The 26,343-nt window shown below is 71.6% G+C and carries 23 protein-coding genes and 1 pseudogene; 13 read left to right on the forward strand and 11 right to left on the reverse strand.

What is annotated here, in order from left to right; genetic code table 11:
* Window positions 1-55 precede the first annotated feature (55 nt).
* Window positions 56-391 carry a hypothetical protein gene (locus tag ACBJ59_RS59270; protein ID WP_375118752.1) on the forward strand — a complete coding sequence of 112 codons (336 nt, stop codon included), beginning with the start codon at window positions 56-58 and terminating at the stop codon, window positions 389-391.
* 203 nt (window positions 392-594) lie between these two features.
* Here the strand turns inward: ACBJ59_RS59270 and ACBJ59_RS59275 are convergent, their stop codons facing one another.
* From ACBJ59_RS59275 to ACBJ59_RS59285, 3 genes are all read right to left on the reverse strand, one after another.
* On the reverse strand, window positions 595-2,247 hold the full coding sequence (locus ACBJ59_RS59275) for a DNA repair helicase XPB (protein ID WP_375118753.1): 1,653 nt from the start codon (window positions 2,245-2,247) through the stop codon (window positions 595-597).
* A 119-nt stretch (window positions 2,248-2,366) separates the two neighbouring features.
* On the reverse strand, window positions 2,367-2,723 hold the full coding sequence (locus ACBJ59_RS59280) for a DUF4190 domain-containing protein (protein WP_364117029.1): 357 nt from the start codon (window positions 2,721-2,723) through the stop codon (window positions 2,367-2,369).
* 86 nt (window positions 2,724-2,809) lie between these two features.
* Window positions 2,810-4,288, reverse strand: coding sequence for a class I adenylate-forming enzyme family protein (locus tag ACBJ59_RS59285; RefSeq protein WP_375118754.1), 1,479 nt, complete (start codon window positions 4,286-4,288; stop codon window positions 2,810-2,812).
* Window positions 4,289-4,637: 349 nt separating this feature from the next.
* Here ACBJ59_RS59285 and ACBJ59_RS59290 point away from each other — a divergent pair, with 349 nt between their 5' ends.
* Window positions 4,638-6,002 carry a hypothetical protein gene (locus ACBJ59_RS59290; protein WP_375118755.1) on the forward strand — a complete coding sequence of 455 codons (1,365 nt, stop codon included), beginning with the start codon at window positions 4,638-4,640 and terminating at the stop codon, window positions 6,000-6,002.
* On the opposite strand, the gene ACBJ59_RS59295 is transcribed toward ACBJ59_RS59290, so the two are convergent.
* Window positions 5,980-8,370: a helicase-associated domain-containing protein gene (locus ACBJ59_RS59295; protein ID WP_375118756.1), complete on the reverse strand. Its 2,391-nt coding sequence runs from the start codon at window positions 8,368-8,370 to the stop codon at window positions 5,980-5,982. The two genes, ACBJ59_RS59290 and ACBJ59_RS59295, sit on opposite strands and share 23 nt — an antisense overlap.
* Before the next feature lie 45 nt (window positions 8,371-8,415).
* Between ACBJ59_RS59295 and ACBJ59_RS59300 the strand changes: the two genes are divergently transcribed.
* A complete protein-coding gene (locus ACBJ59_RS59300) occupies window positions 8,416-9,297 on the forward strand; it encodes a hypothetical protein (RefSeq protein ID WP_375118757.1) in 882 nt (293 codons plus the stop codon).
* Here the strand turns inward: ACBJ59_RS59300 and ACBJ59_RS59305 are convergent.
* Window positions 9,290-9,907: a helix-turn-helix domain-containing protein gene (locus ACBJ59_RS59305; RefSeq protein ID WP_364117021.1), complete on the reverse strand. Its 618-nt coding sequence runs from the start codon at window positions 9,905-9,907 to the stop codon at window positions 9,290-9,292. The genes ACBJ59_RS59300 and ACBJ59_RS59305 overlap by 8 nt on opposite strands.
* Window positions 9,908-9,941: 34 nt before the next feature.
* A complete protein-coding gene (locus tag ACBJ59_RS59310; protein ID WP_364117019.1) occupies window positions 9,942-10,337 on the reverse strand; it encodes a hypothetical protein in 396 nt (131 codons plus the stop codon).
* 100 nt (window positions 10,338-10,437) lie between these two features.
* Here ACBJ59_RS59310 and ACBJ59_RS59315 point away from each other — a divergent pair, with 100 nt between their 5' ends.
* Entirely contained in the window at window positions 10,438-11,058 is a 621-nt protein-coding gene (locus ACBJ59_RS59315; protein ID WP_375118758.1) for an HAD family hydrolase, read from the forward strand.
* A 93-nt stretch (window positions 11,059-11,151) separates the two neighbouring features.
* Window positions 11,152-11,547: a cold-shock protein gene (locus tag ACBJ59_RS59320; RefSeq protein ID WP_364117015.1), complete on the forward strand. Its 396-nt coding sequence runs from the start codon at window positions 11,152-11,154 to the stop codon at window positions 11,545-11,547.
* Window positions 11,548-11,555: 8 nt separating this feature from the next.
* Here the strand turns inward: ACBJ59_RS59320 and ACBJ59_RS59325 are convergent, their stop codons facing one another.
* Window positions 11,556-13,151 carry an MFS transporter gene (locus ACBJ59_RS59325; protein ID WP_375118759.1) on the reverse strand — a complete coding sequence of 532 codons (1,596 nt, stop codon included), beginning with the start codon at window positions 13,149-13,151 and terminating at the stop codon, window positions 11,556-11,558.
* A gap of 126 nt (window positions 13,152-13,277) precedes the next feature.
* On the opposite strand from ACBJ59_RS59325, the gene ACBJ59_RS59330 reads away from it, so the two are divergent.
* Window positions 13,278-14,078 carry a DUF3027 domain-containing protein gene (locus ACBJ59_RS59330; RefSeq protein WP_375118760.1) on the forward strand — a complete coding sequence of 267 codons (801 nt, stop codon included), beginning with the start codon at window positions 13,278-13,280 and terminating at the stop codon, window positions 14,076-14,078.
* 65 nt (window positions 14,079-14,143) lie between these two features.
* Window positions 14,144-17,179, forward strand: a complete 3,036-nt coding sequence (locus tag ACBJ59_RS59335) for a sacsin N-terminal ATP-binding-like domain-containing protein (protein WP_375118761.1) — start codon at window positions 14,144-14,146, stop codon at window positions 17,177-17,179.
* A gap of 11 nt (window positions 17,180-17,190) precedes the next feature.
* Here ACBJ59_RS59335 and ACBJ59_RS59340 read toward each other — a convergent pair whose 3' ends face one another.
* Window positions 17,191-18,648, reverse strand: coding sequence for an MFS transporter (locus tag ACBJ59_RS59340; RefSeq protein ID WP_375118762.1), 1,458 nt, complete (start codon window positions 18,646-18,648; stop codon window positions 17,191-17,193).
* A 95-nt stretch (window positions 18,649-18,743) separates the two neighbouring features.
* On the opposite strand from ACBJ59_RS59340, the gene ACBJ59_RS59345 reads away from it, so the two are divergent.
* A complete protein-coding gene (locus ACBJ59_RS59345) occupies window positions 18,744-19,298 on the forward strand; it encodes a CGNR zinc finger domain-containing protein (RefSeq protein ID WP_375118763.1) in 555 nt (184 codons plus the stop codon).
* A 51-nt stretch (window positions 19,299-19,349) separates the two neighbouring features.
* On the opposite strand, the gene ACBJ59_RS59350 is transcribed toward ACBJ59_RS59345, so the two are convergent.
* Entirely contained in the window at window positions 19,350-20,813 is a 1,464-nt protein-coding gene (locus tag ACBJ59_RS59350) for an alpha/beta hydrolase (protein WP_375118764.1), read from the reverse strand.
* A gap of 116 nt (window positions 20,814-20,929) precedes the next feature.
* A complete protein-coding gene (locus ACBJ59_RS59355) occupies window positions 20,930-21,142 on the reverse strand; it encodes a DUF2530 domain-containing protein (RefSeq protein WP_375118765.1) in 213 nt (70 codons plus the stop codon).
* 142 nt (window positions 21,143-21,284) lie between these two features.
* Here ACBJ59_RS59355 and ACBJ59_RS59360 point away from each other — a divergent pair, with 142 nt between their 5' ends.
* The 5 genes and pseudogenes from ACBJ59_RS59360 (at window position 21,285) to ACBJ59_RS59380 (ending at window position 25,126) form a co-directional block, all read left to right on the forward strand.
* Window positions 21,285-22,664: an NCS2 family permease gene (locus tag ACBJ59_RS59360; RefSeq protein ID WP_375118778.1), complete on the forward strand. Its 1,380-nt coding sequence runs from the start codon at window positions 21,285-21,287 to the stop codon at window positions 22,662-22,664.
* A gap of 129 nt (window positions 22,665-22,793) precedes the next feature.
* Window positions 22,794-23,246, forward strand: a complete 453-nt coding sequence (locus ACBJ59_RS59365; protein WP_375118766.1) for a MarR family winged helix-turn-helix transcriptional regulator — start codon at window positions 22,794-22,796, stop codon at window positions 23,244-23,246.
* Between the two features lie 23 nt (window positions 23,247-23,269).
* Entirely contained in the window at window positions 23,270-24,493 is a 1,224-nt protein-coding gene (locus ACBJ59_RS59370) for an MFS transporter (protein WP_375118767.1), read from the forward strand.
* Window positions 24,494-24,557: 64 nt separating this feature from the next.
* Window positions 24,558-24,833 (forward strand): annotated as a pseudogene (thpR, locus tag ACBJ59_RS59375) (RNA 2',3'-cyclic phosphodiesterase); the annotation flags it as partial.
* A gap of 119 nt (window positions 24,834-24,952) precedes the next feature.
* Entirely contained in the window at window positions 24,953-25,126 is a 174-nt protein-coding gene (locus ACBJ59_RS59380; protein WP_375118779.1) for a hypothetical protein, read from the forward strand.
* A 189-nt stretch (window positions 25,127-25,315) separates the two neighbouring features.
* On the opposite strand, the gene ACBJ59_RS59385 is transcribed toward ACBJ59_RS59380, so the two are convergent.
* Window positions 25,316-26,284: an aldo/keto reductase gene (locus ACBJ59_RS59385; RefSeq protein WP_375118768.1), complete on the reverse strand. Its 969-nt coding sequence runs from the start codon at window positions 26,282-26,284 to the stop codon at window positions 25,316-25,318.
* Window positions 26,285-26,343 lie beyond the last annotated feature (59 nt).

Raw genomic sequence — 26,343 nt, forward strand, 5'->3', positions numbered from 1 at the left:
GTCTAATAGCGCCTCGCGCGAGCTTCCAAAGCATTTACCGGGGTACGGTCAGGAGGTGGTGCGGGTCCAACTCCGTTTCTCGCCGATCATCCCCACGATCGCGAGCTTCCTGCTCGCCGCGCTGTGGGGGTTGTCGGTGTTCGCCGGGTGGGGGCTGGAGGCCTTCTGCGCCGGTGGCGAGGCCACCTCGGCGTGCTCCCGGCGCCTGAGCACGGTCTCCACCGTGTCGGGGCTGTTCGCCGCGCTCGCCGCCAGCTGCACGGCGGCCGCCTGGCTGCTCCCGTGGTCGAGGAACGATTCGCGGGCGTTCACCCGTCTGATGGGCGCCGGGGTGCTGGCCTGGGTCGCGGCCGAGGGCGTGCTGTTCCTCGGAGGGCTACTGGTGCGATAGGCCGCAAGCTCCAATGAACCTGTGAATACCGAAAAAATCGGGCATATCAGGTGGCTTTGCCGGATCATGAGGGTATGTCGCAGGCGGCGTGATAGTACGCAGGTGAGGGGGGTGGTTCGAATGTCGTCGGCCCGCGGAGTCTCGTGGACGTGACACCACGCTGAATGCCTGGCCGCTCGGGCGAGCGGCCGGGCATCACAACCTCACACCCCGCCCATCACGTCGTCGGCGTCGATGATCTGGTACGCGTATCCCTGCTCGGCCAGGAACCGCTGCCGGTGCGCCGCGAACTCCTGGTCCACCGTGTCCCTGCTGACCACCGTGTAGAACCGCGCGCCCCCGCCGTCGGCCTTGGGCCGCAGCACCCGCCCGAGCCGCTGGGCCTCCTCCTGACGCGAGCCGAACGTGCCCGACACCTGGATCGCGATGGCCGCCTCCGGCAGGTCGATGGAGAAGTTGGCCACCTTCGACACCACCAGCACCTGGATCTCCTTGTCGCGGAACGCCTGGTAGAGGCGCTCGCGCTCCTTGACCCGGGTCTCGCCCTTGATGACCGGCGCGTTGAGGTGCTCGCCGAGCTCGTCGAGCTGGTCGATGTACTGGCCGATGACCAGCACCTGCTCACCCAGGTGGCGCCGGACCAGCGCCTCGGTGACCTTGGTCTTGGACGGCGTGGTGGCGCAGAAGCGGTAGCGCTCCTCGGACTCGGCCATCGCGTACGCCAGCCGCTCCTCGTCCGTCAGCGTCACGCGTACTTCGACGCAGTCGGCCGGGGCGATCCAGCCCTGGTTCTCCATCTCCTTCCAGGGCGCGTCGTAGCGCTTGGGACCGATCAGCGAGAACACGTCGCCCTCGCGGCCGTCCTCGCGCACCAGCGTCGCGGTCAGCCCGACGCGCCTGCGGGCCTGCAGGTCGGCGGTCATCCGGAAGATCGGCGCGGGCAGCAGGTGCACCTCGTCGTAGACGATGAGGCCCCAGTCGCGGGCGTCGAAGAGCTCCAGATGGCTGTAGACGCCTTTGCGCCGGGTGGTCATCACCTGGTAGGTGGCGATGGTGACGGGGCGGATCTCCTTCTTCGTGCCGGAGTATTCGCCGATCTCGTCCTCGGTCAGCGACGTGCGCTTGAGCAGCTCGGTCTTCCACTGGTGGGCCGAGACCGTGTTCGTGACCATGATGAGCGTGGTGGCCTCGGCGTGGGCCATGGCGGCCGCGCCGACGATGGTCTTGCCCGCGCCGCAGGGCAGCACGACCACGCCGGAGCCGCCGTTCCAGAACGCCTCGGCCGCCTCGCGCTGGTAGGGCCGCAGCTCCCAGCCGTCCTGCAGCAGCTTGATCGGGTGCTGCTCGCCGTCGACGTAGCCCGCCAGGTCTTCGGCCGGCCAGCCCAGCTTGAGCAGGGCCTGCTTGACGTTGCCCCGGTCGCTCGGGTGCACGGCGACCGAGTCGGCGCCGATCCGATCGCCCAGCATCGGCTGGATCTTCTTGGAGCGCAGCACCTCTTCGAGCACGGCCCGGTCGGTGGAGGTCAGCGTGAGGCCGTGGACGGGGTCCTTCTCCAGCCGCAGCCGCCCGTATCGCGCCATGGTCTCGGCGACGTCGACCAGCAGCGCGTGCGGCACCGGGTAGCGGCTGTAGCCGATGAGCGCGTCGATGACCTGCTCGGCGTCGTGGCCGGCGGCGCGGGCGTTCCACAGCGCCAGCGGGGTGACGCGGTAGGTGTGCACGTGTTCTGGAGCGCGCTCGAGCTCGGCGAACGGCGCGATCGCCTTACGGCAGGCGTCGGCCCGCTCGTGGTCGACCTCGAGCAGCAGCGTCTTGTCCGACTGGACGATCAGCGGTCCATCGCTCACTGGCATATCTCCGTGGGGTTCAGACGGGGGCCTGGCGCAACAGGACCATCGTCTCCTGATCCCGGCTCCCCCGCTCCGAGTCTCCAACAACGGGCGGGCCAGGATTAGTCCTCAGGACCGTCTGCTCAGTCGTCGAAGGCGCCGTTGATGCCCAGGAGGATGAAGCCGCCGATGCCCAGCACGAAGCCCAGCCCGAACAGGACCCAGCTCCAGATGACCATGGTGCGGGCGGTCTGCGGCTGCGTGCGCGCCCTGCCGAGCGCGAGGCCGGCCAGGATCGCGCCGGGGATGCCGAGGACGTTGCAGCACGAGACGACCGCGAGGAGGTTGAGCACGAGCGAGACGATGGCGTTGGCGTTGGGGCCCTCGTCGCGGCGGGGCGGGGGATAGCCGTAGCCATAGCCGTATTGCGGGGGTGGCTGCTCACCGTAGGGGGCGCCATAAGGCTGGTACGGATACCCCGACGGATCTTCCTGACTCATGTTCACCTCCAGACACGTCAACACTTATCACGGAATTGAGACGCGCCTGACCCGGTGCACGAGATCACCCTAGATCCCCGGAGGGCTCAGCCGAGCCGCTCCCGCAACGCCTTGCGGTCGAGCTTGAGCACGCTCGTCACCGGCACGGAGTCGACGAAGCGCACCTCGCGCGGATATTTCACCCGGCCCACCCGATCGCGCGCCCACTCGATCAGCTCCTCGGCCGTCACCTCCGCGCCGGCCCTGAGCTGCACGAACGCCACGACCTCCTCCCCGAGACGGGGATCGGGGCGGCCCACGACGCCCGACATCACGACGTCGGGATGCCGGTTGAGCGCGTCCTCGACGTCACGCGGGAACACGTTGAAGCCGCCGCGGATGATCAGGTCCTTCTTCCGGTCCACGATGTAGAGGTAGCCGTCGTCGTCCACGCACCCGATGTCCCCGGTCCGCAGCTCGCCGTCGACCAGCGCCGTACCCTCGGGATCGGCCCCGTGCTCGCCCCAGTAGCCGAGCATCAGCGAATCGCCCGAGACGCAGATCTCGCCGACGTCCCCGATCTCCATCGCCTCGCCGTCGCCGTCGCGGATGGTGATCGAGTAGCCGGCCAGGGGCAGGCCGACGCTGCCGGTCCGCCGCCTGCCCGGCGGGTTGAAGGTGGTGACCGCGCTGGTCTCGGTCAGGCCGTAGCCCTCCAGGATCTGCACGCCGGGCATCCGGCGCTCGAACTCCGCCAGCACGTCCCGGCCGAGCGGCGCCGCGCCGCAGGTGAGGTAGGCCAGGTCGGGCAGGGGGTGCGCCTCCAGCGGCTCGGCGAGCAGGAGCTGGAGCATGGCGGGCACCACGGTGCCGTACTGGACGCGCTGCTCGGCGGCCAGCTGGAGGAACGCCTTCGGGTCGAACCAGCGCATCAGGACGGCCTGCTGCGGCTCGGTCGCGTGCATGGAGGCGACCGAGATGATCAGCCCGTACGCGTGCGACAGCGGCACGGGCACCAGCGCGCGGTTCTTCCCCTCCTGGTGGGACAGCTCGAAGGCGTCCTTGGCCACCTTCGACAGGCCGCGGTGGCTCAGCATGACGCCCTTGGCCTTGCCGGTGGTGCCGCCGGTGTACATGAGCGCGGCCAGGTCGCCGGGGTCCCTGGCCACAGGGCCGCGTTCGGCCGCCCGTTCAAGCTCCGCCGTGTCCACATATATCGGGATATCGACGCCGGCGGCCCGTACGTTGTCCGCCAGCTCCGGCGAGGCGACGATCGCGGCGGCGCCGCTGTCGAGCAGGATGTGCCGCAGCTCCTCCGGCCCCACCAGGAACACCACCGGCGTCACCACCGCTCCCGCGGCCCACAACGCCTGGTAGATGAGCGGCACCTCGGGCGAGTTCGCCATCATGACGGCCACCCGGTCGCCGGGCCGGATCCCCGCCTCCGCGAACCCGCCGGACATCCTGCGTGCCCGCTCGGCGAGCGCGTGACTGCGGTGCCAGGCGCCTTCGTAGAACATCGAGTCGTAGTCGTCGAAACGGCTCCATGACTCCTCGGCCAGCCGGCCCAGCGTTTGCTCCGTCACATGCCCAACCTGATCCGTGCGGGGTTGTGCAGTCAAGACCGGAGGGGGTGCGGCCGGTCTTGACTAGTCATTGTGGACGGGGTTCTAGTAGCCCGTAAATAGGCATAAATCTTCCTCTGTCGCCATTCGTGTTTTCTTGTTGCCCTAGATCGTGTAATGGTGGGATATCTAAGGGCCGTGGGGTCCCGCAGGCAGCCGCGGAGGGTGTGATCGATATGTCGCTATCAGGCATCAGGCCAGGCCAGCGCGATGTCGTGACACTCGGTAATCCCTCCGTGTAAAAGGAAGAAACTCGTTGGCCGGCGATATTTTCTGTAGAAAACTTTCGAGTTGATCCCGAGGTGACTTCGTGACCGAAACGCCTGAACCGGGCGAGATCGACCTCGACAACATAACGCTCACGGGGAGCCTCATAGCTGTCAGCGACCATCTGCGGACCGTGGCCGGTCCGGTCACCAGAGAGCTCAACAGGCGGGAGGCCGACGCGCTGCTGCGCTCGTACCTGGAGCCGGGCTGCTTCCCCGAGGCGGTGCGCCGGCTGAGCATGCGTCACCTGCTCGTTCTCGTGGGCGCGGAGGAGAGCGGCCGGCGCTCGGGCGCGCTCGCCCTGCTGTCGCGCATGTCGCTGGCCGAGGGCACGATCACCGTGCTGTCCCCGGCCGCCTCCGCGGGGGAGCTGCTGTCGGGCACCGAGTACGAGCCGGGCCGGGCGTACCTGCTGCACGACTGGATCGCGGCCAGCACCGACCGCACCGAGCTGGTCAACCTGGCCCGCAAGCTGGCCGAGCTCGGCTCCTACCTGGTCGTCACCAGGACCGGCGCCCCCTCCCAGGCGGTCGAGGTGGAGCACCCGTGGAGCGCCCCCGAGCCGGGCGAGCTGTTCGACCTGTGCCTGAGCACGTTCGACCTGCGCGCGGGGCTGAGCCCCGAGGCGCTGGCCCGGGCCAGGGCCCTGGCGCTGACCCTCCCGACGCCCGCCGAGGTCGTACGCCTGGCCGCGCGCCTGGCTCGGGGCGGCGAGCCGGACGGCGAGGAGGTGGCGGCCTGGTTCGACACCAAGCCGCCCATGCGCGAGGTGCTCGCCGTGGCGGCGCTGGCGTTCGCGCACCGGCTGGCCGAGCCCGCCTTCGACCGGCAGCTCGCCAGGCTCGAACAGCTCTGCCACGAGATCGGCCGCCGCCCGGTCACCGGCCCCCTGATCGGCGCCGAGAGCGGGCTGGTCGGGTTCCGCGCGGCGCACCAGCGCGGGCGGGTGCTGGCCGAGCTGGCCGGCCGCTACGGGTTCTCGCTGTGGCAGCCGCTGCGCGAATGGGTGCTGTCGCTGCCCGGCCAGGGGCCGGCGGTGCAGGTACGGGCCGCGCAGGGCGTGGCGCTGCTGGCCGGGCACTCGCCGAAGGAGGTCCGGCAGGAGCTCATCGAGGTCTGGGCACGGGGCAGCGCGGCCGAGCGGGTGGCGGCGGCCAACGTCCTGTCGTACATGTGCGCCGACGACACCCTCGCCCCCGAGGCGCTCAGGCTCGCGCTGGGCTGGGCGGCGGACCCCGGCGACGTCAGGGCGACGACGGCGGCCGTGGCGCTGGGCGGCGGGCTGGCGGTCCGCTATCCCGCCGACTCCGCCCGGCTGCTGCGGCGGCTGGAGGCCGCCGGCGGGCCCGCCGCGGCGGTGGCCGGGCAGTCGCTGGAGCTGCTGCTCAGAGACCCGCCACGCCGGTGATGCGGTGCAGCGCGAAGCGGTGCACGGCGGCCCTGGTCTCGTCGTACGCGGTCAGGTAGCCGCCCTCCATCCGGGCCGGCTCCAGGATGCGTGAGGTCGCGTTGCCCTGCGAGTCGAGATAGCCGATCCAGACCCGCACCCCCTGCTTGATGGCCTCCTGCAGGGCCGAGATCGTGGCCGTGGCGGGCCCGCGCGGCACCTGGCCGCCGGGGGCGTCCACCGGCTCGCGCCGCGCCAGGTGCGCCGCGTCGCCGGCCCGCAGCGCGCGGACGGCCGCCGTGGCCACCTCGGGGTCCAGGCCGTTGGGCGAGGCCACGGCGCGGGCCGGCGCCAGCGCCTCGGTGCGGCGGCTCTCCAGCTGGGAGATGATCACGTCGCCGTCGAGCGACTCGGCGACCGGGGCGTACCCCATGGCCCGCAGCGAGTCGACCAGCGCCGCCCTGGACGAGCGGGAGGCGATGACGGTCGGCGCCAGCCGCCGCAGCCGCAGCGCGGCGGAGCGGCGGTCGGCGGTGATCTGGTCGAGCAGCGCGGGGTCGTCGCAGCGGATGTACGCGCCGGCGGTGCCCACCCGGATGCGCCCGTGCCGCCGGGCCACGTCGGTCACCAGGTAGGACAGCGCCTGCGGCACCGGCGTGGCGGAGTGGCGGGCCAGCATCGCGACCAGCTCCTCGCCACCGTGCCCGGCGTCGAGCGCGCGCCTGATCGAGCCCTCGCTGAACCGGTAGACCGTGGCCCCGCCCTTCGACTCCACGTCGGCGGTGAGCGTCATCCAGCGGTTGAGCTCGCTCGTGAGCGGGCCCGGCGCGACGGCGGTGAGGTCGGCCTGGAGCAGCACGTGATCGACCGGCTCCGGCAGCAGCGGCGCGAGCACCTTGGCCGCGTCACCGCCCTCGATCAGGGCCCGCCCGTGCACCGAGAGCGCGCCCAGCCCCGTCACGCCGACCTGCTCGGCCTCCCGCAGCGCGAAATCGGTGAGCTGCTCGCGCAGCGGCCCCCGGCGGCGCGGCTGCTCCCACGCCAGCCGCGCCAGCACGGAGTCGCGGTCGGGGGCCAGCCCGGGAGCCGCCGCCAGCACGCCCAGCGTGGCCGCCCTGACCCCGGGCGCGGAGGAGCGGCGCAGGTCGGTGTGCAGGGCGTTGAGCGGCCTGTCGCGCTCGTCGCGATCGCCGACCAGGCCGGGCACCCGGTCCATGTGCAGCCACGTGGCCGCCAGGGTCACCCACCGGTCGGCGGTGCCCCTGACCCGCCACAGGTCGTAGCCGGAGGTCGGCAGCCACTCGCCGTCGACGCCGCCGCCCGCCGCGACCAGCCCGGCCGCGTGCGCGACCTCGACCACCAGCGCCGCCACCCACTCCGGCAGGTCCAGCTCGCCCGCGGCCCGCTTCAGGTCGCGCACGCCCAGCCCGCCGGTACGCAGCACGCCCGGCGGCTCGATGCTCCACCGCTCGCACAGCTCCTCGACGGCCCTGACGAACGAGAACGCCTGCCCGGCCGCCGTCCGGTCGGCCAGCGCCCGGTCGCGCGCCGCCCCGTGCAGCGGCGGCGGCACCGCCAGCAGGTCGCGGTGCACCCGGCCGCCGCGCAGGAAGAGGCCCACCTCGCGGGGCAGCGTCACGCTCTCCTCGCCCGTGGCCGCCAGCAGGCCGCGCGCGAGCAGCTCCTCGATGGGGGAGCGGGCCGTGGCCACGCTCACTTCGCGCCTGGCGTTGGGCACGCGGCCCGTCGGCGGGCCCCAGACGAGCTGGTCGAGCGCGCCCCTGGCCTCCGGCGAGACGGACTCGACGAGCGCGGCGGGCGCCGCCAGCGCGGCCGCCAGCCGCTCCTTGCCCGTGCCGGCCGTGCCGGGGGCGACGTCGTCGGCCATCTCGTCGAGCTGCTCGGGCGCGTGGTGCCGGAACGCGTCCACGGCCCGCGGCCCCAGCCCGGCCGGGTCGTCGAGCACCTTGCGCACACCCGGGCCCAGCTCCAGCGCGTCGTCGGGCCCGTAGACCAGCGCCAGGTCGCACAGCCGGTCGAGCGCGGTGGACAGCGCGGGCTCCGGGTCGGCGCCACCGGTCGCCGGCGGGTCGTCCTGGTCTCCGGTCGCCAGCGCGTTCTCCGGGTCGGCGGCGGCCAGCGCCGCGCCGACGAGGTCGCGCAGGGCGTCCTTCGACACCGGCCCGTCCTGCACCGCCAGCGTCTCGACGACGGCCAGCGTGAACCGGTCGAGCCTGTCCAGCACCCTGCCGATCGCCGAAGGGCTGCCGGCTCGCGAGGCGAGACCCTCCAGATGCGCGGGCACCGGAGTGATCAACTCGGGACGCGCGGAGACGAGCGCCCGCAGCTGTTCGTCGGTGCGCCCCCTGATCCACTCCGTGAACTCCATCGTTGCCATGGTATGTCCCCCCTGATTGGGGCAGCATTGCTAGGCGTGATAGAGCGTGCGGACCAGCTCGTCCTGAACTACGTCTCGAAGGCGGCCGACGCCGCCCACGGCGTGCTCCGGGCCGACCAGCGGCTGGATTTCGCCAAGCGGCTGCGGGCCAGGATCGAGGTCGAGCGGGGCGGCAGCCAGAACGCGCGCGACGTGGCGAAGGTGCTGGCGCGGTTCGGCGATCCGGCCGCCCTCGTCGAGCGCGAGGCCCGCAGGCTGGCCGAGGCGGGCGTCGCGACGAAGCGTGCCGCCGCCGATTCCGCCGGTGTCGCCGCCAGCGGCGTGTCGCAGGCGGACGGAGGGCCGGCACCGACACCGGGCTCGGGGTCGACGCTGCGTTTCCCCTCCGTCGTGGACGACCACGACGAGCCGCCCGGCGTGCGCGCCTACCGCAGGATCGCCCAGGAGCGGCTGGAGAAGCAGGGGCAGGGCCGGGGGCTGCCGTTCGCGGGGCTCCGCCGGGCGGCCATGTCCAGCGCCAACCCGATGGCCACCGGCGGCCGGGACGCCAGGACCATCGTCAAGGAGCATCCGCGCGAGACGGCGGCGATGGTGATCCTGATCGTGGCGGCGCTGCTGGTGCCGTTCCGGCTGCCGCCGCTGGCGATCTTCCAGGTGCCGGTGGTGGTGTGGGCGGCGGGCGGCGCGCTGGTGCTGTTCAGCGAGAGCTGGAGCCTGCGCGACAAGTTTCTCGGGATCGGCGCGCCGCTGCTGGGCTATTCGGTGGGCGGGGTGCTCGTCGGCGGCCTGCGGGTGGGGATCGAGGCCGGGCTGCAGGCGTTCGTCACGCAGTTCTTCGACGTCAGCGGCACGATGTTCATGATCGGTACGGGTCTGGGCGTGGTGTGGCTGGCCTACCGGCTGTTCGACGTCAGCTGACCGGCGCGGGGCTGGGGAGCAGGCCGACCGCCAGGCGTACCCAGGCGGTGACGAACTGGTCCTTCTCCGCGTGTCCCGGCAGCTCGCCCACGGTCTCCTGGAACAGCCGGTAGTGCACGACCGAGCCCCCGAGGACGGCGGCGATGCCCGTCCAGTCGAGCTTGGCGTCGCGATATTCCGGCTGGGCCTGGAACCAGGTCACGATGGCGTCGAACATGGGCTGCAGCAACCCCTCGCGGACGACCGCGACGAGCTCGGGGAACTGGCTCAGGTCGCGGAAGAACACGCGGGTCAGCTCGGACTCCTCGCGCACCTTCGCCAGCCCCGCGCGGCACACGTGGGACAGGCGCTCCTCCAGGTCCACCGAGGCTTCCATGGTGCTCAGCTCGGCCAGGCTGCCGGCCACCTGGCTCCGCGTGCGCGCCGCGTGCTCGTTGATCGCCGCGGCGAGCACCTCGTACTTGGACTTGAAGTGCCTGTAGAGCCCTCCGGCGCCGGGAGACAGCCCTGAGGCGGCCTCGATCTCGGCCACGGAAGTGGCGGAGTAGCCCCGTTCGGCGAACAGCCTCAGGGCCTCATCGACGATCCGCTCACGGGTCGATCTGCTCATGTCTATGCTGATACCTCCGTAAGGAGAGTAGTCGCTAAGGAGCAGCGCGCCGGATCAGGCTCGCCAGCGCGGAGCCGATGATCAGCCACACGACGGCGGCCAGACCGTAGTTGACCAGCGCCGTCCAGCGCGGGTCGGCGAGCTGGAAAAGGTTGGCCAGGCCCAGCGACAGCCACGCGGCCAGCGATTCGACGAACTGGTACCAGACGTTGGCCGGGTTGGCCCTGAACACCGTGAAGACCGCGTAGAGCACCAGGGAGAGCGCGGCCACCCTGGTGGCCACCTTGACCACGTAGGCGACGGCCGCCACGACCCGCTGCCACGTCGTCACCACGGGCCCCCCGGGGCGGGCCGGGCGGTGCGGGCGGGTGGGGGCGGAGGAGGCGACGAGCCGGTCTCCGGCCTGTGGCGGTTTGGGGGTGTCGGTCACGGCCGCTCCTCTCCGATAAGTAATTCCTTTCTTCCCATTCCCATGCTTCCAGAACAAGGGTGGTTACGCGGGGTAGAGGCAGGTTTGGCATCCTGCACATGTGGCGACTTCGGTGGGATTCGACCTTGACATGACTTTGGCTGACACTCGGGCGGGCATCGCGGCCGTTTACGACGAGCTGGCCGTTCGATTGGGCGTGCCATTTGACAGCGCGGCTATCGTCCGGCGGCTGGGGCCGCCGCTGGAGCTGGAGCTGGCCAACTGGCTGCCGCCGGAGGAGGTCGAGGCGGCCGCTGCCCTCTATCGGGAGATATATCCGGAAATGGGGGTTCCGGTGCACACGGCCATGGCCGGTGCGTACGAGGCGATCGAGGCCGTACGCGAGGCCGGTGGCCGGGTCATCGTGGTGACGGGCAAGAACGTCCGGGACGCGGTCGGCACCGTCGAGGCGCTCGGTCTCGCCGTGGACGAAGTGGCCGGCTCCGTTTTCGGGGCCGCGAAGGGATCGGCACTCGCGCGCTTCGGCGCGGCGGCTTATGTTGGTGACCATGTCGCGGACATCGAGGCGGCACGCGCTGGCGGCGCCGTGAGCGTGACAGTTGCGACCGGCCCTTACACGGTGGGAGAGCTGCGTGATCACGGAGCAGACGTGGCCCTGGGCGACCTGACCGAATTCACCACCTGGTTCGCCGGTTGGCGTGCGCGTGATGAACTTCGGTAATTGTCCGGCATTTACCCGGTCGCCCTGGCGCTTCGCGGGGCATAACCTACATCCATCCGTCCTTCTTTTCGACTGTTTGAACGAGGTCGTCCTGTGCCGAGTGGCAAGGTCAAGTGGTACGACGCCGACAAGGGATTCGGCTTCCTCACCCGCGACGACGGCGGTGAGGTCTTCGTGCATTCATCCGCGCTGCCCCCCGGTACGGGCCCGCTCAAGCCCGGCCAGAAGGTCGAGTTCGGCGTCGCCGAAGGCCGCAGGGGCCAGCAGGCGCTCTCCGTCAGGATCCTGGAGCAGCCGCCGACGCTGGCCAAGCCCAAGCCCAAGGGCAAGCGGAAGAAGCCGGACGAGATGGTCGTCATCGTCGAAGACCTGATCAAGCTGCTCGATGACGTCTCGACCTCGTACCAGCGGGGCAAGCACCCGGACGCGGTGCACGCCAAGAAGATCGCGCAGGTGCTCAGGGCCGTCGCGGACGACCTCGACGCGTAGCCGGGCGGTCAGCCGTTCGGGTTGGTGAGCGGCTTGGTGGGGTCGAGCTTGTCCGGCCGCTGCTGGTCGGCGTGGCCGTCGCGGCCCCCGTGGTCCGGCTGGTCGGGCTGGGTGGTCCGGCCGGCCTGATCGTCCGGGCCGGGCTGGTCGGCGGCCTCCGCGCGTGCGCGGCGCAGCTTCTCGGCGGTGGCGCGTACGCGCTTCCTCCTGGCGATCAGCAGCCAGACCAGCGCGGCGGTCAGCACGACCGACACCGTCACCAGCCCGGCCACGCTGCTCTGGGTGAGCGAGAGCACCAGCCCGACCAGGCCGCCGAACACCCAGGCGAGCTGCAGCACCGCCTCGACCACGCCGAACGTGGACGAGCGCACCTCCTCGCCGATCTCCCGCTGCACGATCGCGTCGAGCGCCAGCTTGCCCAGCTCCTGGGCGAAGGCCGCGACCAGGGAGATCGCCAGCGCCGTCCAGACGCCGAAGAAGATCGCGGTGGTGATGACGGTCACCGCGGCCAGGGCCAGCGTCACCAGCACGATGAGCTGGGGAGCGTGGTTGCGCGTCCAGTTCGCGGCCGCGGCGCCGACCAGGCCGCCCAGCCCGGCCGCGCCCGCGAGCAGCGCGATCGTCTTGGGGATGTCGAAGAACGGCTCCTGCGCCCACGGCTCCTTGACCGCCAGCCACGGCACCGCCTGGTCCTGCACCAGGAACAGCAGGAAGAACAGCAGGAACCCGGAGAAGACGCGGACGGCCACGTTCGCCCAGACGGCCTCGGCCACCGCCGGGCCCACCTTGAGCAGGGTCCGCCAGCGGGGCGCGGCGCCCTCCTCCTCCAGGTCGGGGGAGTCGACGTGGCGCGGCAGGCGTACCGCGACGACGCCGAGCAGCAGGAAGGCCAGCATCGCGATGCGCAGCACCGCCGCCGGGCCCAGCCACGCGGTCAGGCCCGCGCCGAGCGGCACCGCCACCCCGGCCGAGACCAGCGTGAACAGCGCCACCCGCGCGTTCGCCGACACCAGCGTGATGTCGGCGGGCAGCACGTTCGGCATGATCGCCGCCCGCGACACGTTGTACGCCTTCGACAGCACCAGCACGCCCAGCGCCCCGATGAACAGCGTCGGCAGGTCGCCGGGCCCCACGGCCGCGGCCATCGCGAAGCACAGCAGGCCGCGGCCGAACAGCGTGCCCGCCATCACGTAGCGGCGGCCCGACCGGAGCCGGTCGAGTATCGGCCCCACGAACGGCGCCAGCAGCGCGAACGGCAACATCGTGATGACCAGGTAGAGGGCGACGGAACCGCGGGCCTCGCCCACCGGCACGCCGAAGAACACGGTGCTCGCCAGCGCCACCGTGACGAGCGCGTCACTGGCGCTGTTGCCGGCCGACAGCTCGATCAGCCGGCCGAGCCCGGTGCGGCCGGCGCCGTTGGCGTACGTCAGCCGCCGCGTGGCCCTGCCGACTTTTCTGGCTCCCTTGGCGGTGGCTTTGCCGGCCCGCGCGGTGCCGCTCGCAGTGGCCCTGCTCGCGCGCACGGTCGCGCGTCCCGCGTCGGCGGCGCCACGCGCCATCCGCCGCGAGATCTCGCGAGCCCGCTCCCAGCCACCCTCCACGACTACCAGTCTTACCCGATCCGCGTGCGATCTCAGTGCGGGATCTGCGGTTGTGGGCCCCCGCAGGTCCCGGGATGGGTGAGAATGAAGTGTGAGCGAACAGCACCTTTCGGCGGAGGCGCCCCGATGAGCCGCACCAGGGCCCGCGTCTCCGCTCCCGACCAGGCCTGTGTCGCCGCGGTCGATCTGGCGCGCGCCGCGGCCGAGGAGCTTGCGCGGCCGGGCGAGCCCGGCGAGCACCTCGGTTACGAGAGCGAGGGCGACCGGATCGTCACCCACTACTTCGCCTGCCTCGACCGGGCCTATCGCGGCTGGCGCTGGGCCGTCACCGTCACGCGCGCCTCGCGCGCGAAGAAGGTCACGGTCAGCGAGGCCGTCCTGCTGCCCGGCACCGGGGCACTGCTGGCGCCGGAGTGGCTGCCGTGGAGCGAGCGCCTGCGCCCGGGCGACCTCGGCGTGGGCGACCTGCTGCCGACCCCTGACGACGACGACAGGCTCGCGCCGGGTTTCACCGAGACCGACGACGACACCGACAGACAGATGGTTTTCGAGTACGGCCTGGGCCGAGCCCGTGTGCTCTCGGCCATCGGCAGAGACCAGGCTGCCAGACGCTGGCACGCGGGCGAGCACGGGCCGCACACTCCGATCGCACACGCCGCTCCCGCGCAGTGCTCCACCTGCGGCTTCTACTGGTTGCTCTCGGGTGAGCTCCGGCTGTCGTTCGGGGTCTGCGCCAACGAGTACGCCCCGGACGACGGCAAGGTCGTGGCCGCCGACCACGGCTGCGGCGCTCATTCCGAGGCCGCCGTGCTGCCGCCGCCCGTGGAGCAGGCCATCCCGATCCTCGACGACATGGGCTACGACCTCATGGAGGAGGAGGCCGGATCGGTCGACGAATCCGCCTCCGAGGAGCTCGGCCATTCCTGATCGAGAGTGTCGGTTCCGGCCGCTACCCTACGGTGGCCCCCTACCCTCAACCAGGATCGTGATCGATGAGCGACACCTACGGCACTGACCGGATGCGAGCAGCCGTCCTCTCCGCTTGGACGGCCTCGCCCGCCCGGTTCCGCGAAGACGCCAACGCGGAGGAGGACTTCGCGCTCGGCGGCTACCGCGATCGGCTGATCGTCGAGCTGGCCCAGAACGCCGCCGACGCGGCGCTGCGCGCGGGCGTGCCAGGGTTGCTGCGGCTGACGCTGCGGGGCGACGTGCTGACGGCCGCCAACACCGGCGCCCCGCTCGACGCCACCGGCGTGGAGAGCCTGTCCACGCTGCGCGCCTCCGGCAAGCGCGACGAGGCCGGCGCGGCGGGCAGGTTCGGCGTCGGGTTCGCGGCGGTCGTGTCCGTCTGCGACGCGCCCTCCATCGGCTCGCGCGGCGCGGGAGCGGTCCGCTGGTCCCGCACCGAGACCGCGGCCCTCGTCGCCGAGATCCCCGCGCTCGCGGGCGAGCTCGCCGACCGCGGCGGCCACGTGCCGCTGCTCAGGCTCCCCTTCGACGAGCCGCCCCTCGTCGACATCCCCGAGGGTTTCGACACCCTCGTCCGCCTGCCGCTGCGCGACCAGGCGTCCGTCGACGTGGTCCGGCGCATGCTCACCGAGACCAGCCCGGCGCTGCTGCTCGGCCTGCCCGCGCTGGAGAGCATCGAGATCGAGCTCGACGGGTCCGTGCGCACGGTCGTGGCCGACGGCTGGCACGTGGTGTCGGACTCCGGCGAGTTCACCCCCGAGGAGGTGGGCCGGCTCTTCGCCGACCGGCCCACCGAGGAGCGGGCCCGCCCCTACTGGTCGCTGCGCTGGGCGGTGCCCGTCACCGGCACCGGCGAGCCGGGCGCGCTCCCCGCCGCCGTGCCGCCCGTGGCGCACGCCCCGACGCCCAGCGACGAGCCCATCGGCCTGCCCGCGCTGCTGATCGCGTCGTTCCCGATGGCCACCGACCGGCGTCACGTGGCCAAGGGGCCGCTGGCCGACTTCCTGGTCGAGCGGGTCGCCGACGCCTACGTACGCCTTCTGCGGGAGCTGCCCCGCACCTCCAAGCTGCTCGACCTGGTGCCCACCCTCATGGGCAAGGGCGAGCTCGACGCCCGCATCCGCCGGGCCGTGCTCGACCGCCTGCCCGGTACGCCGCTGCTGCCCGCGCTGTCGGCGCCGGCACCCGCCGTGCAGACCCCGTCGTTCGCCGAGGCGCGGGTCTACGAGCCCGACGCCGAGTGGCGGGTCGAGCACCCCGCGCCCGAGCCCGAGGGTGACGGCTGGGTGGTGACCGGCCGCGAGGCCGCCGTCGTGGCGTCGGCCTCGGCGGAGTTGCTCGCGATCGTCGCCGACTTCGTGCCGGGGCTGCTGCCGGCCGGCTGGCCCGCCCGCCACGCGGCCATGGCCGCCCTCGGGGTGCGCCGGGTCGAGCTGGCCGACATCGTCGACCTGCTGTCGGGCGAGGCCGTCGAGGCGCGCGAGCCGTCGTGGTGGCGCGCGCTCTACGAGGTGCTCCCGGCCGACGACCCCGAGTCGCTGGGCGCGCTGCCGGTGCCGCTGGCCGACGGCCGGGTGGTCCGCGGGCCGCGCGGCACGCTCATCCTGTCCGACGGGGGCGCCGACCTCGACCTGACGCCGCTCGGGCTGCGCATCGTGCACCCGGACGCGGCCCACCCGGCGCTGCTGCGGCTGGGCGCCGCCGAGGCCACGCCCAGGACGGTCCTCGACGACCCGCTGACCAAGGCGGCCGTCGCGCAGTCGCTCGACAGCCCCGACCCGGAGCCGGTGGCGCGGGCCGTGCTGTCCCTCGTGGAGGCGTCCGGGCTGGTGCCCGGCGAGGCGCCGTGGCTGGCCGAGCTGGCCCTGCGCGGCAGCGACGGCGAGCTCTACCCGGCCGGCGAGCTCATGCTGGCCGAGGGTGCGCTGGCGGGCCTGCTGGAGCCGGACACGCACCTCGGGGTGGCCGCGCCGGAGCTGCAGGAGACCTACGGCTCGCGGGTGCTGGCGGCCGCCGGGGTGCTCGACGGGTTCGCGGTGGTGCACGAGCCCGACGTGCTGCTCGACCCCGACGACTGCGACCACGACCTCGACGGCGAGGGCGAGTGGCTCGACCACGTGCTCGACCTGCTGCCCGAGCTCGACGTGCCGCCGCTGGTGCCGGAGTTCCTGGCGGTGCGGGACCTGGAGCTGGTGGCCGACTGGGCGGGCGCGCTGGAGCTGCTGACCAGGCCGCCGCTGCGGGCCGCCCTCCACCCGCTGCGCGTGGAGGGTGTGGAGGTGCCCTCCTACACGGCGTGGTGGCTGGCCAACCATCCGGTGCTGGGTGGGCGCAAGCCGCTGGAGCTGCGGCTCCCGGGGGCCGACCCGCTGTTGCAGGGCCTCTACGCCGACGCGCCCGCGGGGCTCGACGAGGCGGCGCTGTCGATGCTCGGGGTCCGCACGACGCTGGCCGAGCTGCTGGCCTCCCACGGCGGGCCCGAGGAGCTCCTCGACCTGATGGCCGACGAGTCCGTGGAGGTGGACCGGGCCCAGCTGCGTGCCCTGTGGATCGCGCTGGCCGCCGTCGACCCCTCGCGCGTCGCGCCGCCGTCCCGGGTGCGGGCGGTGCTGGAGGGCTCGATCGTGGTGGCCTCCGCCGAGGACGCCGTGGTGGTGGAGGCGCCCGACCTGCTGCAGCTGGTCACGGAGCGGCCGCTGGTGCTGGCGCCGTACGATCTGGCGGAGTCGCTGTCCGAGCTGCTCGACCTGCCGCTCGCCGGTGAGCTCACCTCGGGGGAGGTCACCTCCGAGGGGGTCCGGCGAGAGGTGCCCGCCGAGGTGCGCTCGCTGCTGCCCACCGCGCCCGAGACGTATGTGGAGCACGAGAAGCTGCTGGTGGACGGCGTGGAGTGCGCGTGGCGGTTCTTCGAGGGGGCCGTGCACTGCACCGGCGTCGACGGGCTGGCCAGAGGGCTGGCCTGGGCGACGGGGCAGTGGAACGACCGGCTCGCGGTGGCCGCCCTGCTGCGCGACCCGGGAGCGGTGCCGCTGCTGCTCGCGGAGGCCGACCTGTCCTGAGCCCCGCCGGATCACCTGGTCACGAGGCCGGGCACTGCTGAGCGGGCGGCCTGCCGCCGGAGCAGGGGCCTGACCACCGTGAGCTGGGCGGCGGCCAGCACCAGGCACACGAGGGCCAGGCCGCCCCACAGCCCGGCCGGGCCGGCGCGTTCGAGGAGTTGCGTGCTGGAGAGGGGCGCCAGGACGGTGGCGAAGCCCCATGAGGTGCCGAAGATCGACAGGTATCGTCCCCGGGCGTCCTCGGGGGCGATGCTGACGACCATGGCGTAGCTGCGCCCGAACATCAGCAGGTCGCCGGCGCTCCACACGACCGTGGCGGCGAGGTGCCCCGGCAGCCCATCCGCCACGGCGTACCCGGCCAGGCCGGCGGCGAGCAGCAGGTAGCCGGCGACCATGGCGGCGTGGTGGGACAGCGGCGCCGTCCACCTCAGGAGTGGCTGGCAGAGCACCATCACGACGGCGGAGACGGTGGACAGGAGCCCGGCGTCGGCGGCCGGCAGGCCGCGCCGCACCAGCGCGAGCGGCAGCGCCATCATGACCTGCATGTAGATCAGGGCCAGGAGGGTGCCGGAGACGAGCAGCACGAGGAGCGAGCGGTCGCGCCACGCCGACCCGCCGACGGCCGCCGGGTCCTCGACCTGGAACGGGCCCTCGGTGTGGGGTGCGGAGTGGGTGTGGGGCGGGCCGTCAATGTGGGGCCGGCCCTCGGGATGGGGCGGGTCGTCAGCGTGGAACGGGCTCTCGGGATGGGGTGCGGCGTCGGTGTGGGGCGGGCTCTCGGGATGGGGCGTGGCGTCGGTGGGGGGCCGGCCCTTGGGGTCGGGCGGGGCGTGGGAGTGGGGTGGAGGGGTGGTCCGGGGTGTGGGGGAGGGCAGGGCGGCGGGTGGGCGTCGGGCGGGGTGGTCGGCGGGCAGGACGAGGCGTACCACGATCGCGCAGGCCACGCAGGTGACGGCGTCCACGACGAACAGCCAGCGCAGGTCCCACCGTCCCAGCCCGGCGGCGATCAGGCCGGCGCCCATGCCGCCCACCGCCAGGGCCGTGTTGAACAGGCTGAACGCCTGCGCCTGCTGCGCGGGACGTACGGCGTCCGCGATCACCGCCTGGGACGGCGGCTCGTAGATCTCGAAGACCAGCCCGAGCAGGACGGCGAACACCGCGAGCATCGCCACGGAGCCGGAGGCCGCGATGCCCGCCTGCGCCAGAGCGCATCCGGCCAGACCGGCGACGATCGTCCGGCGCCGGCCGAACCGGTCGGCCAGGACGCCGCCCAGGAGGCGCGAGGGGATGGTGGCCAGGCCGAAGGCGGCGGAGACCAGGCCGGCGGTGACGGCGCCCGCCCCGAACTCGGTGCTGATCAGGACGGTGAGGAACCCGAGGGAGAAGGCCCCCAGCCGGTTGACGGCCCGCGCCAGGACGAGCCACCAGACGGTGCGCGGCAAGCGCTCCGCGCGGCCGGCGATCCGCACGTTCACCCTCCATGTGACTGATGAAACTGCTAACGTCGGTCATGTAGGACCGTAAGGCCTTAGGAGTGACCAGTCAAGTGATGTTCGATAGTCACGTGGCGATTCTGCTGGACACTGCGGCATCGCTCGTGAACGTGCTGACCGACGGCGACGAGGGTGGCAGGCCCTATGTGGCGCCGACGGGTGAAGGGCTGCCCGCCGCGATCGTCGGTGTGCTGCCGGGCGAGGTGGCGGTCTCGATGGAGGAGGCCCTGTACCTGACCGGGACCACGCTGAAGGTCCGGCGGGTCTTCGAGGCCATGGAGGCCGGGCGGGACGACGAGGCGGCCGCCGTCGTCAACGCGCTCGTCATCAGCACCGGTGCGCGGCCGCAGCTCAACCGAGCCCCCGGGGAGCCGTGGCAGGTGCACTTCCACGGTGCCGACGACACCCTCGCGGTGGGGTGGAGCGCGGGCATCGCCTCCGCGCTGACGCTGGCCATCGGCAGCGACCTCGGCGGGCGCTTGGGCGTCTGCCAGGCCAGGCGGTGCGACCGCGTCTACGTGGACGCCTCACGCAACGCGGTGCGGCAGTTCTGCTCCCGGTCCTGCCAGAGCCGGACGAAGGCGGCGGCCTTCCGTGCCCGCTCGGCCGCCCGCCACCCGTCCTGAGCGGGGTCCGGCCAGGGGAGACGCCCCCGCAGAGCCTCCCCGAGCCTCCCGTCAGGCCGGGCAGCCGGCGCCCTTGGCCGGGAGCTTGCCCTCCAGCAGGTACGACTCCACCGTCGTCGTGACGCACTCGTTGCCGCTCAGGTACGCGCCATGGCCCTCGCCCTCGTAGGTGACCAGGACACCCGTCTTGAGCTGCTCCGTCAGTCTCGTGGACCACTGGTACGGCGTCGCCGGGTCACCCTTGCCGCCGATGACCACGATGGGGCCCGAGCCCGTGGCGTCGATGCGCTTGGCGGCGTCGTCCCCCGGGGCCGGCCAGTGCGCGCATGCGCCGATCGAGGCTTCGCCCGACAGGATCGGGAAGATCTTCCGTACCTTCGCGTCGATCGCGGCGGCCTGCGCGGCGGTCGGCCGTTCGGTGGTGTCGGCGCAGTTGATGGCCGCCAGGCTGGTCATCATCGTGGTGTACGTCCCGTTCGCCCGGCGCCCGGTGTAGGCGTCGGCCAGGGCGAGCAGCACGGTGGCGTTGCCCTTGCGCGCGGCGGCGACCGCCTGCTCCAGCATCGGCCAGGTCTGCTTGGCGTACAGCGGGGTGATGACGGCCAGTTGCCCCAGCCCGTACGTGAGCTCGCGGTCCCCCACCTTGATCGGCTTGGTCTTGAGCCCGTCGAGCAGGTCCTCGACCGTCTTCTCCACGGCGGCCGGGTCGGCGCCCAGCTCGCAGCTCTGTGCCACGCAGTCCTCGGCGAACGCCTCGAACGCCCCGTCGAAGCCCTTGGCCTGGGTGAGCACCCGCTCCTCGAACGTCACCGTCGGGTCGAAGCCGCCGTCGAGGACGAAGCGGCCGACGTTCTTGGGGAAGTGGGTGGCGTAGACGGCGCCGAGGTGGGTGCCGTACGAGAAGCCGAAGTAGTTGAGCTGCCGGTCGCCGAGCGCGGTTCTGAGGAGGTCGAGGTCCTTGGCCGCGTTCACGGTGCCGACGTGCGGCAGGACCTTGCCCGAGTCCTTCTGGCAGGCCGCCGCGAACTCCCTGGCCAGCTTGTCCTGGTCGGCGTCCGCTCCGGCGGAGAGGAGCTTGCCGATCTCGCCGCCGCACCTGACGCCGGAGCTGCGGTCGACGCCGCGCGGGTCGAAGCTGACCAGGTCGTAGCGGCTGCCCAGCTTGCCGAACGTCGTGGCGGCCACGGCCAGGGTGTCCACGCCGGAGCCGCCGGGGCCGCCGAAGTTGAAGACGAGCGAGCCGAGGCGGTCACCGCCGGCCTTGACGCGGATGAGCGCGAGGCCGATCTTGTCGCCGTCCGGCCTGGCGTGGTCGAGGGGGACCTGGAGGGTGCCGCATTCGACGCCGGGGCCGGGGGTGAGCTGCTTGCCGTCGGGGCCGACGAGATCGGTGCACTTGCCCCAGGCCACCGCCCCCGCTCCCGCCGCCTTCTCGCCGGCGGGCGCGGAGGGCTCGGCGGCGCAGGCCGTGAGGAACGCCGCTCCCAGGAGGAGTGTCACTATGGGCTTCTTCATGCTGACAAGCATGATTTGGCGGGCATGCGCCGATGTAGTGGGCGAAAACACCACTTCCGGGTGACTTCGACGAGCGGCCGGAGATGACGAATGTCAGCTCCGGCGAGGGACGCCTGTCAGTCGTGCCGGGGCCGCCGGACGAACCACATGCCGAAGAAGCCGAAGCCCACCCCGGTCAGGCAGGTCCAGATCCACCACGTGTTCTCGGGCTCGGGACGGAAGATCAGCAGGGCGACCAGCGCGACCGCCCACGCGGCCGTGCCGACGGCGATGGCGGCGGTGTCGTTGGTCCTGATCGGCTCCGGGTTGGGATGCCACTGCTTGTCCACGTGTTCAGCCTAGCTTCCAATCGGGTCTCGATCTCATCACTGGCTCTTTTCGCAGTTCACCACGACTGTCACTCTTCGCGTCGTGAGTGACACACGTAACGCAATCGATCGTTTCTTCGCAATCTCCGCACGAGGATCGACCATCTCCCGTGAGGTACGGGGAGGTTTGGCCACGTTCTTCACCATGGCCTACATCGTGGTGCTGAACCCGATCATCATCGCCAACGGCAAGGACGTGGACGGGCAGGTCATCGGCGACGGCACGACGCCCAACGTCGCGCTGGTGGCGGCGGGCACGGCCTTCGTGGCGGGTGTGCTGACGATCCTCATGGGGGTCATCGGCAAGGTGCCCTTCGCGATGGCGGCCGGGCTGGGCCTGAACGCCTTCGTCACCTTCAGCATCGCCAGCGTGATGACCTGGGAGGAGGCCATGGGTCTGGTCTTCCTCGAAGGCGTCATCATCGCCATCCTGGTGCTGACCGGGCTCAGGACGGCGATCTTCCACGCCATCCCGGCCCAGCTCAAGACCGCGATCAGCGTGGGCATCGGCCTGTTCATCGCGCTGATCGGGTTCGTGGACGCCGGTTTTGTCCGCAAGGCGGTGGGCACGCCGCTGGAGCTGGGCATCGGCGGCAACCTCACCTCCTGGCCGATCTTCGTCTTCATCGTCGGCCTGCTCGCCACGGCCGCGATGGTGGCGCGGAAGGTCCGGGGCGCGATCCTCATCGGCATCGTCGGCACCACGATCCTGGCGATCATCGTCGAGCTGCTCGCCAAGGCGGGCAACTTCTCGCCCGAGAACCCGGGCGGCTGGCAGCTCAACCTGCCCAGCCTCCCCGAGCAGATCTTCGGCTTCAACAACCCCTTGCTGCTCTTCACCGAGTTCGACCCCTTCGGCGGGTTCATCCGCGTCGACGTGCTGCTGGCCGCGCTGCTCGTGTTCACCCTGCTCATCACGGACTTCTTCGACACGATGGGGACCATCGTGGGCGTCGGCCGCCAGGCGGACCTGGTGGGCGAGGACGGGATGTTGCCGCGTACCAAGCAGATCCTGCTCGTCGACTCGATCGGCGCGGCAGCCGGCGGCGCCGGTTCGGTCTCCTCGAACACCACCTACATCGAGTCGGCGGCCGGCGTCGGCGAGGGCGCTCGCACTGGCCTCGCCAGCGTGGTCACGGGCCTGCTGTTCCTGGTGGCCGTCTTCTTCGCGCCGCTGGTCCAGATCGTGCCCTACGAGGCCGCCGCTCCCGCGCTGGTGCTGGTGGGCTTCCTGATGATGACCGCGATCCGGGACATCGACTGGGACGACTTCGAGATCGCCATCCCGGCCTTCCTCACCGTCGTGATCATGCCGTTCACGTACTCGATCTCGAACGGCATCGGCGTCGGCTTCATCAGCTACGTGCTGATCAAGGTGGTGTGCGGCAAGGCGCGGCAGATCCACCCGCTGCTGTGGGGCGTGGCCGCCCTGTTCACCCTCTACTTCGCGATCGGCCCCATCAGGGCGCTGCTCGCGGGCTGAGCGCCAGATCTGTGTCTCTACGTCGGAGCCGTCCTGCGCACGCGGGGCGGCTTCGGGGTATCAAGAGGTGAGATGCCTCATGTCGGGAAATATCTTGTCTTGCCGTATAGTTAGCAAAGGTAATGACTCATGCTAACCAAAACCCAGCCCAAGACGAACCTGCGCAGCGACGCAGGTCTGGCTTCAGCCCTGCGCGTGTCCCTGGCAAGGCTGAACCGACGCCTACGACGACAGGCGGCAGCGCATCAACTGACGGCCACGCAGTTCGCGACGCTCGCCGCGGTGGAACGGCATTCCGGGATAACCCCCGGCGAATTGGCCGAGCTCGAGAAGGTGCAACCACCCTCGATGACCCGCGTGATCGCCGCGCTCGAGGAACGCGGCCTGGTCGCCCGCACCCCGCATCCGACCGACCGGCGACAGGTGACCGTCTCGGTGACCGAGGCCGCCGAGAAGCTGCTGAAGGAGGAACGACGCCGCAAGGAAGCGTGGCTGGCGCAACGCTTGAAGGAGCTGTCGCCGGAGGAGAGGTCGATCCTCAGGCAGGCGGCGCCGATCCTGGAGAAGCTCAGCAAGATATAGAGCCTGAAGAACCCAAGACCGGGATGTTCCGGTCTCTCAGGGTTCACAACTACCGCATGTTCGCGGCCGGTGGCACCGTCTCCAACGTCGGCACCTGGCTGCAGCGCACCGCCCAGGACTGGCTGGTGCTCGACCTCACCCACGGCAGCGCGGCGGCGCTGGGAACGGCGACCGCCCTGCAGTTCCTGCCGATGCTGCTGTTCGGGATGTTCGGCGGCGTGCTCGCCGACCGCTACCCCAAGCGCCCCATTCTCATCGGCGCCCAGATCCTCATGGCCGCGCTGGCCCTGACCATCGGCGTGCTCACGATGACGGGCTCCGCTCACGTGTGGCACGTGTACGTGATGGCGTTCCTGCTCGGCATGATCTCGTGCGTCGAGGTGCCGACGCGGCAGGCGTTCGTGGTCGAGATGGTCGGACGCCAGGACCTGCCGAACGCGATCGCGCTGAACAGCTCCATCTTCAACCTGGCCCGCGTGGTCGGCCCGGCGCTCGCCGGCGTGCTGATCTACGTGCTGGGCGGCACCGGACCGATCTTCCTGATCAACGCGCTGACCTTCGGCGCCGTGATCTCCAGCCTGATCTTCATGCGCAAGTCCGAGCTGAACCCCGCCGAGCCCGTGCCCAGGGCCAAGGGCCAGCTCCGCGAGGGCCTGCGCTACGTGCTCCAGCGCGAGGAACTGCTCATGCCGGTGCTGCTGATCGGGTTCGTGTCGATGTTCTCGCAGTCGTTCTCGATGTCGATCGCGCTCATGGCCCGCGAGGAGTTCGGGGCCGGGGCGTCCTCGTTCGGGCTGGCCTCCAGCATGTTCGCGGTGGGAGCGCTCGGTGGCGCGCTGCTGGCCGCGCGCCGGGCGCGGCTGTCGCGGAAGGTGCTGTTCGCGGGGGCGATCGGGTTCGGGCTGTTCCAGATCGCGACCGGGGTGGCGCCGTTCTACCCCGTGTACCTGGTGCTGCTGATCCCGACCGGGATCGCGCTGATCACGATCAACACGGCCGCCAACGCCAGCGTCCAGATCGCCACGTCCCCCGAGATGCGGGGGCGGGTCATGGGGATCTACATGCTGGTGTTCACCGGCGGGGCACCGCTCGGGGCGCCGCTGATCGGGTGGCTGTCCGAGCTGGGCGGGCCCCGGGCGGGCGTGATCCTGTCCGGCGTGCTGGTCCTGGCCGGTACGGGACTGGCGGTGTTCATGACGCGGCTGATCAGCTCGCGGGTGGGCCGGCCGGCGCTCGCCGTGGCATGAGTCGGCACACGGTGGGGTGAGCCGGTGTGCGGGCCGGCGAGGGCCGGGGGCAGAATCGGGTGGCATGAGGCTCTTCGCGGCCCTGGTGCCGCCCGACGAGGTGCTGGACGAGATCTCGCGTGCCATCGCACCCCACGTCGGGCAGGTGCCGGGCCTGCGCTGGCCCGATCGCGCCACCTGGCACATCACGCTGGGTTTCTTCGGTGAGGTGCCCGAGCGGGTGCTGCCCGAGCTGGAGGTGCGGGTGGCCCGCGCCGTGAGCCGCTACCCGGTCCTCGACCTGGCCTTCGACGGCTTCGGAGCGTTCTCCTCCGTACGCCGGGCGCGCGTCTTCTGGGTGGGCGTCACCGGCGATTCCATGACCAGGCTCGCCGATTCCGTCAAGGCGGGCGCCCGCCGGGCGCCCGCCGGGCGGGGGCCGCGCAGACGGACGAGAAGCGCTTCCACCCCCACCTCACCCTGGCCCGGGCCAAGGTGGAGACGGATCTCCACCCGCTGGTCGAGTCGCTGTCCGGATTCAGCGGCTCGCCGTGGCGGGCGGAGAGCGTCCGTCTCGTCCGCAGCCACACCGGCCCGCAGGTGAGGTACGAGTCACTCGCCGAATGGGCGCTGGCACCCGCCGAGCAGGGCTAGGCTCCACGTCGTGGATCGTCCTCGCCCCTGGCTGCTGCCCATCGTGCTCGGCCTGCTCCTGCTGATCGTGATCGTCGGCGCCCTGCTCAGCTGAGCTCTCTCGCCGGAGCCCTGCTCACCATGAGCTCGTCGTCCGGCGCCCTGCTCACCATGGGCCCCTCGTTCGGGCCCCTCGTCCGGGCCCGTCGGTCACCAGGCGTAGTCCTCCGGGGCGGTGCGGTGGCCCGGGAAGATCTCGTCGAGGCGGGCCAGCGCGTCCGCGTCCAGGTCGATCTCCAGGGCGCGCAGGCTGCCTTCGAGCTGCTCCATGGTGCGCGGACCGATGATCGGCGAGACGACCGCCCGCTGCTTGAGCAGCCAGGCCAGCGCCACGTTCGCCGGGTCCTCGCCGAGGCCGTCGCAGAACTTCTCGTACTGCTCGATCTTGTCGCGGTGCCTGTCGAGCTCCTTGACCATGTTCTCGGCGGCCGAGCGACCCTTGTCGATCTTGCGCAGCACGCCGCCGAGCAGGCCGCCGGCCAGCGGGCTCCACGGGATCACGCCGAGGCCGTAGTCCTCGCAGGCGGGCAGCACCTCGAGCTCGGGAGCGCGCGTGAGCAGGTTGTAGTGGGTCTGCTCGCTGACGAGGCCGGTGAAGTTGCGCCGGGCCGCGGTCTCCTGGGCCTTGGCGATGTGCCAGCCCGCGAAGTTCGACGACCCCACGTAAATGATCTTGCCCTGCTGCCGCAGGACCTCCATGGCCTCCCAGAACTCCTCGAACGGGGTGCCCCGGTCGATGTGGTGAGCCTGGTAGACGTCGATGTAGTCGGTCTGCATCCGCTTCAGCGAGGCGTCGCAGGCCCTGCGGATGTTGAGGGCGGACACCCGCCGCTCGTTGGGCCAGTCACCCATGTCGCCGTAGACCTTGGTCGCGATGACCGTCCTCTCCCGGCGGCCGCCGCCCTGGGCGAACCACCGGCCGAGGATGTTCTCCGTGACGCCCTCGCCCTTCTTCCCGCCGTAGACGTTGGCGGTGTCGAAGAAGTTCAGGCCCAGCTCATGGGCCCGGTCCATGATCGCGAAAGAGTCTTCCTCCGTGGTCCGCGGGCCGAAGTTCATGGTGCCGAGGCAGAGCGGGCTAACGAGGAGCCCGCTGCGTCCGAGGTTGACGTAGTCCATGACTCAACCCTAAGGACCTGGAGTGCACTCCAGGCCAGAGCGCCGCGGCGCCGGAAGCC

It is taken from the genome of Nonomuraea sp. MTCD27 (assembly GCF_041950495.1).
Lineage (GTDB): Bacteria > Actinomycetota > Actinomycetes > Streptosporangiales > Streptosporangiaceae > Nonomuraea.

Coding starts and splice junctions, on each gene's coding strand:
- ACBJ59_RS59275 (WP_375118753.1), bottom strand. CDS start 2,247: ATGCCAGTGAGCGATGGACCGCTGATCGTCCAGTCGGACAAGACGCTG.
- ACBJ59_RS59280 (WP_364117029.1), bottom strand. CDS start 2,723: ATGAGTCAGGAAGATCCGTCGGGGTATCCGTACCAGCCTTATGGCGCC.
- ACBJ59_RS59295 (WP_375118756.1), bottom strand. CDS start 8,370: ATGGAGTTCACGGAGTGGATCAGGGGGCGCACCGACGAACAGCTGCGG.
- ACBJ59_RS59305 (WP_364117021.1), bottom strand. CDS start 9,907: ATGAGCAGATCGACCCGTGAGCGGATCGTCGATGAGGCCCTGAGGCTG.
- ACBJ59_RS59330 (WP_375118760.1), top strand. CDS start 13,278: ATGAGCCGCACCAGGGCCCGCGTCTCCGCTCCCGACCAGGCCTGTGTC.
- ACBJ59_RS59335 (WP_375118761.1), top strand. CDS start 14,144: ATGAGCGACACCTACGGCACTGACCGGATGCGAGCAGCCGTCCTCTCC.
- ACBJ59_RS59350 (WP_375118764.1), bottom strand. CDS start 20,813: ATGAAGAAGCCCATAGTGACACTCCTCCTGGGAGCGGCGTTCCTCACG.
- ACBJ59_RS59365 (WP_375118766.1), top strand. CDS start 22,794: ATGCTAACCAAAACCCAGCCCAAGACGAACCTGCGCAGCGACGCAGGT.
- ACBJ59_RS59370 (WP_375118767.1), top strand. CDS start 23,270: ATGTTCCGGTCTCTCAGGGTTCACAACTACCGCATGTTCGCGGCCGGT.
- ACBJ59_RS59385 (WP_375118768.1), bottom strand. CDS start 26,284: ATGGACTACGTCAACCTCGGACGCAGCGGGCTCCTCGTTAGCCCGCTC.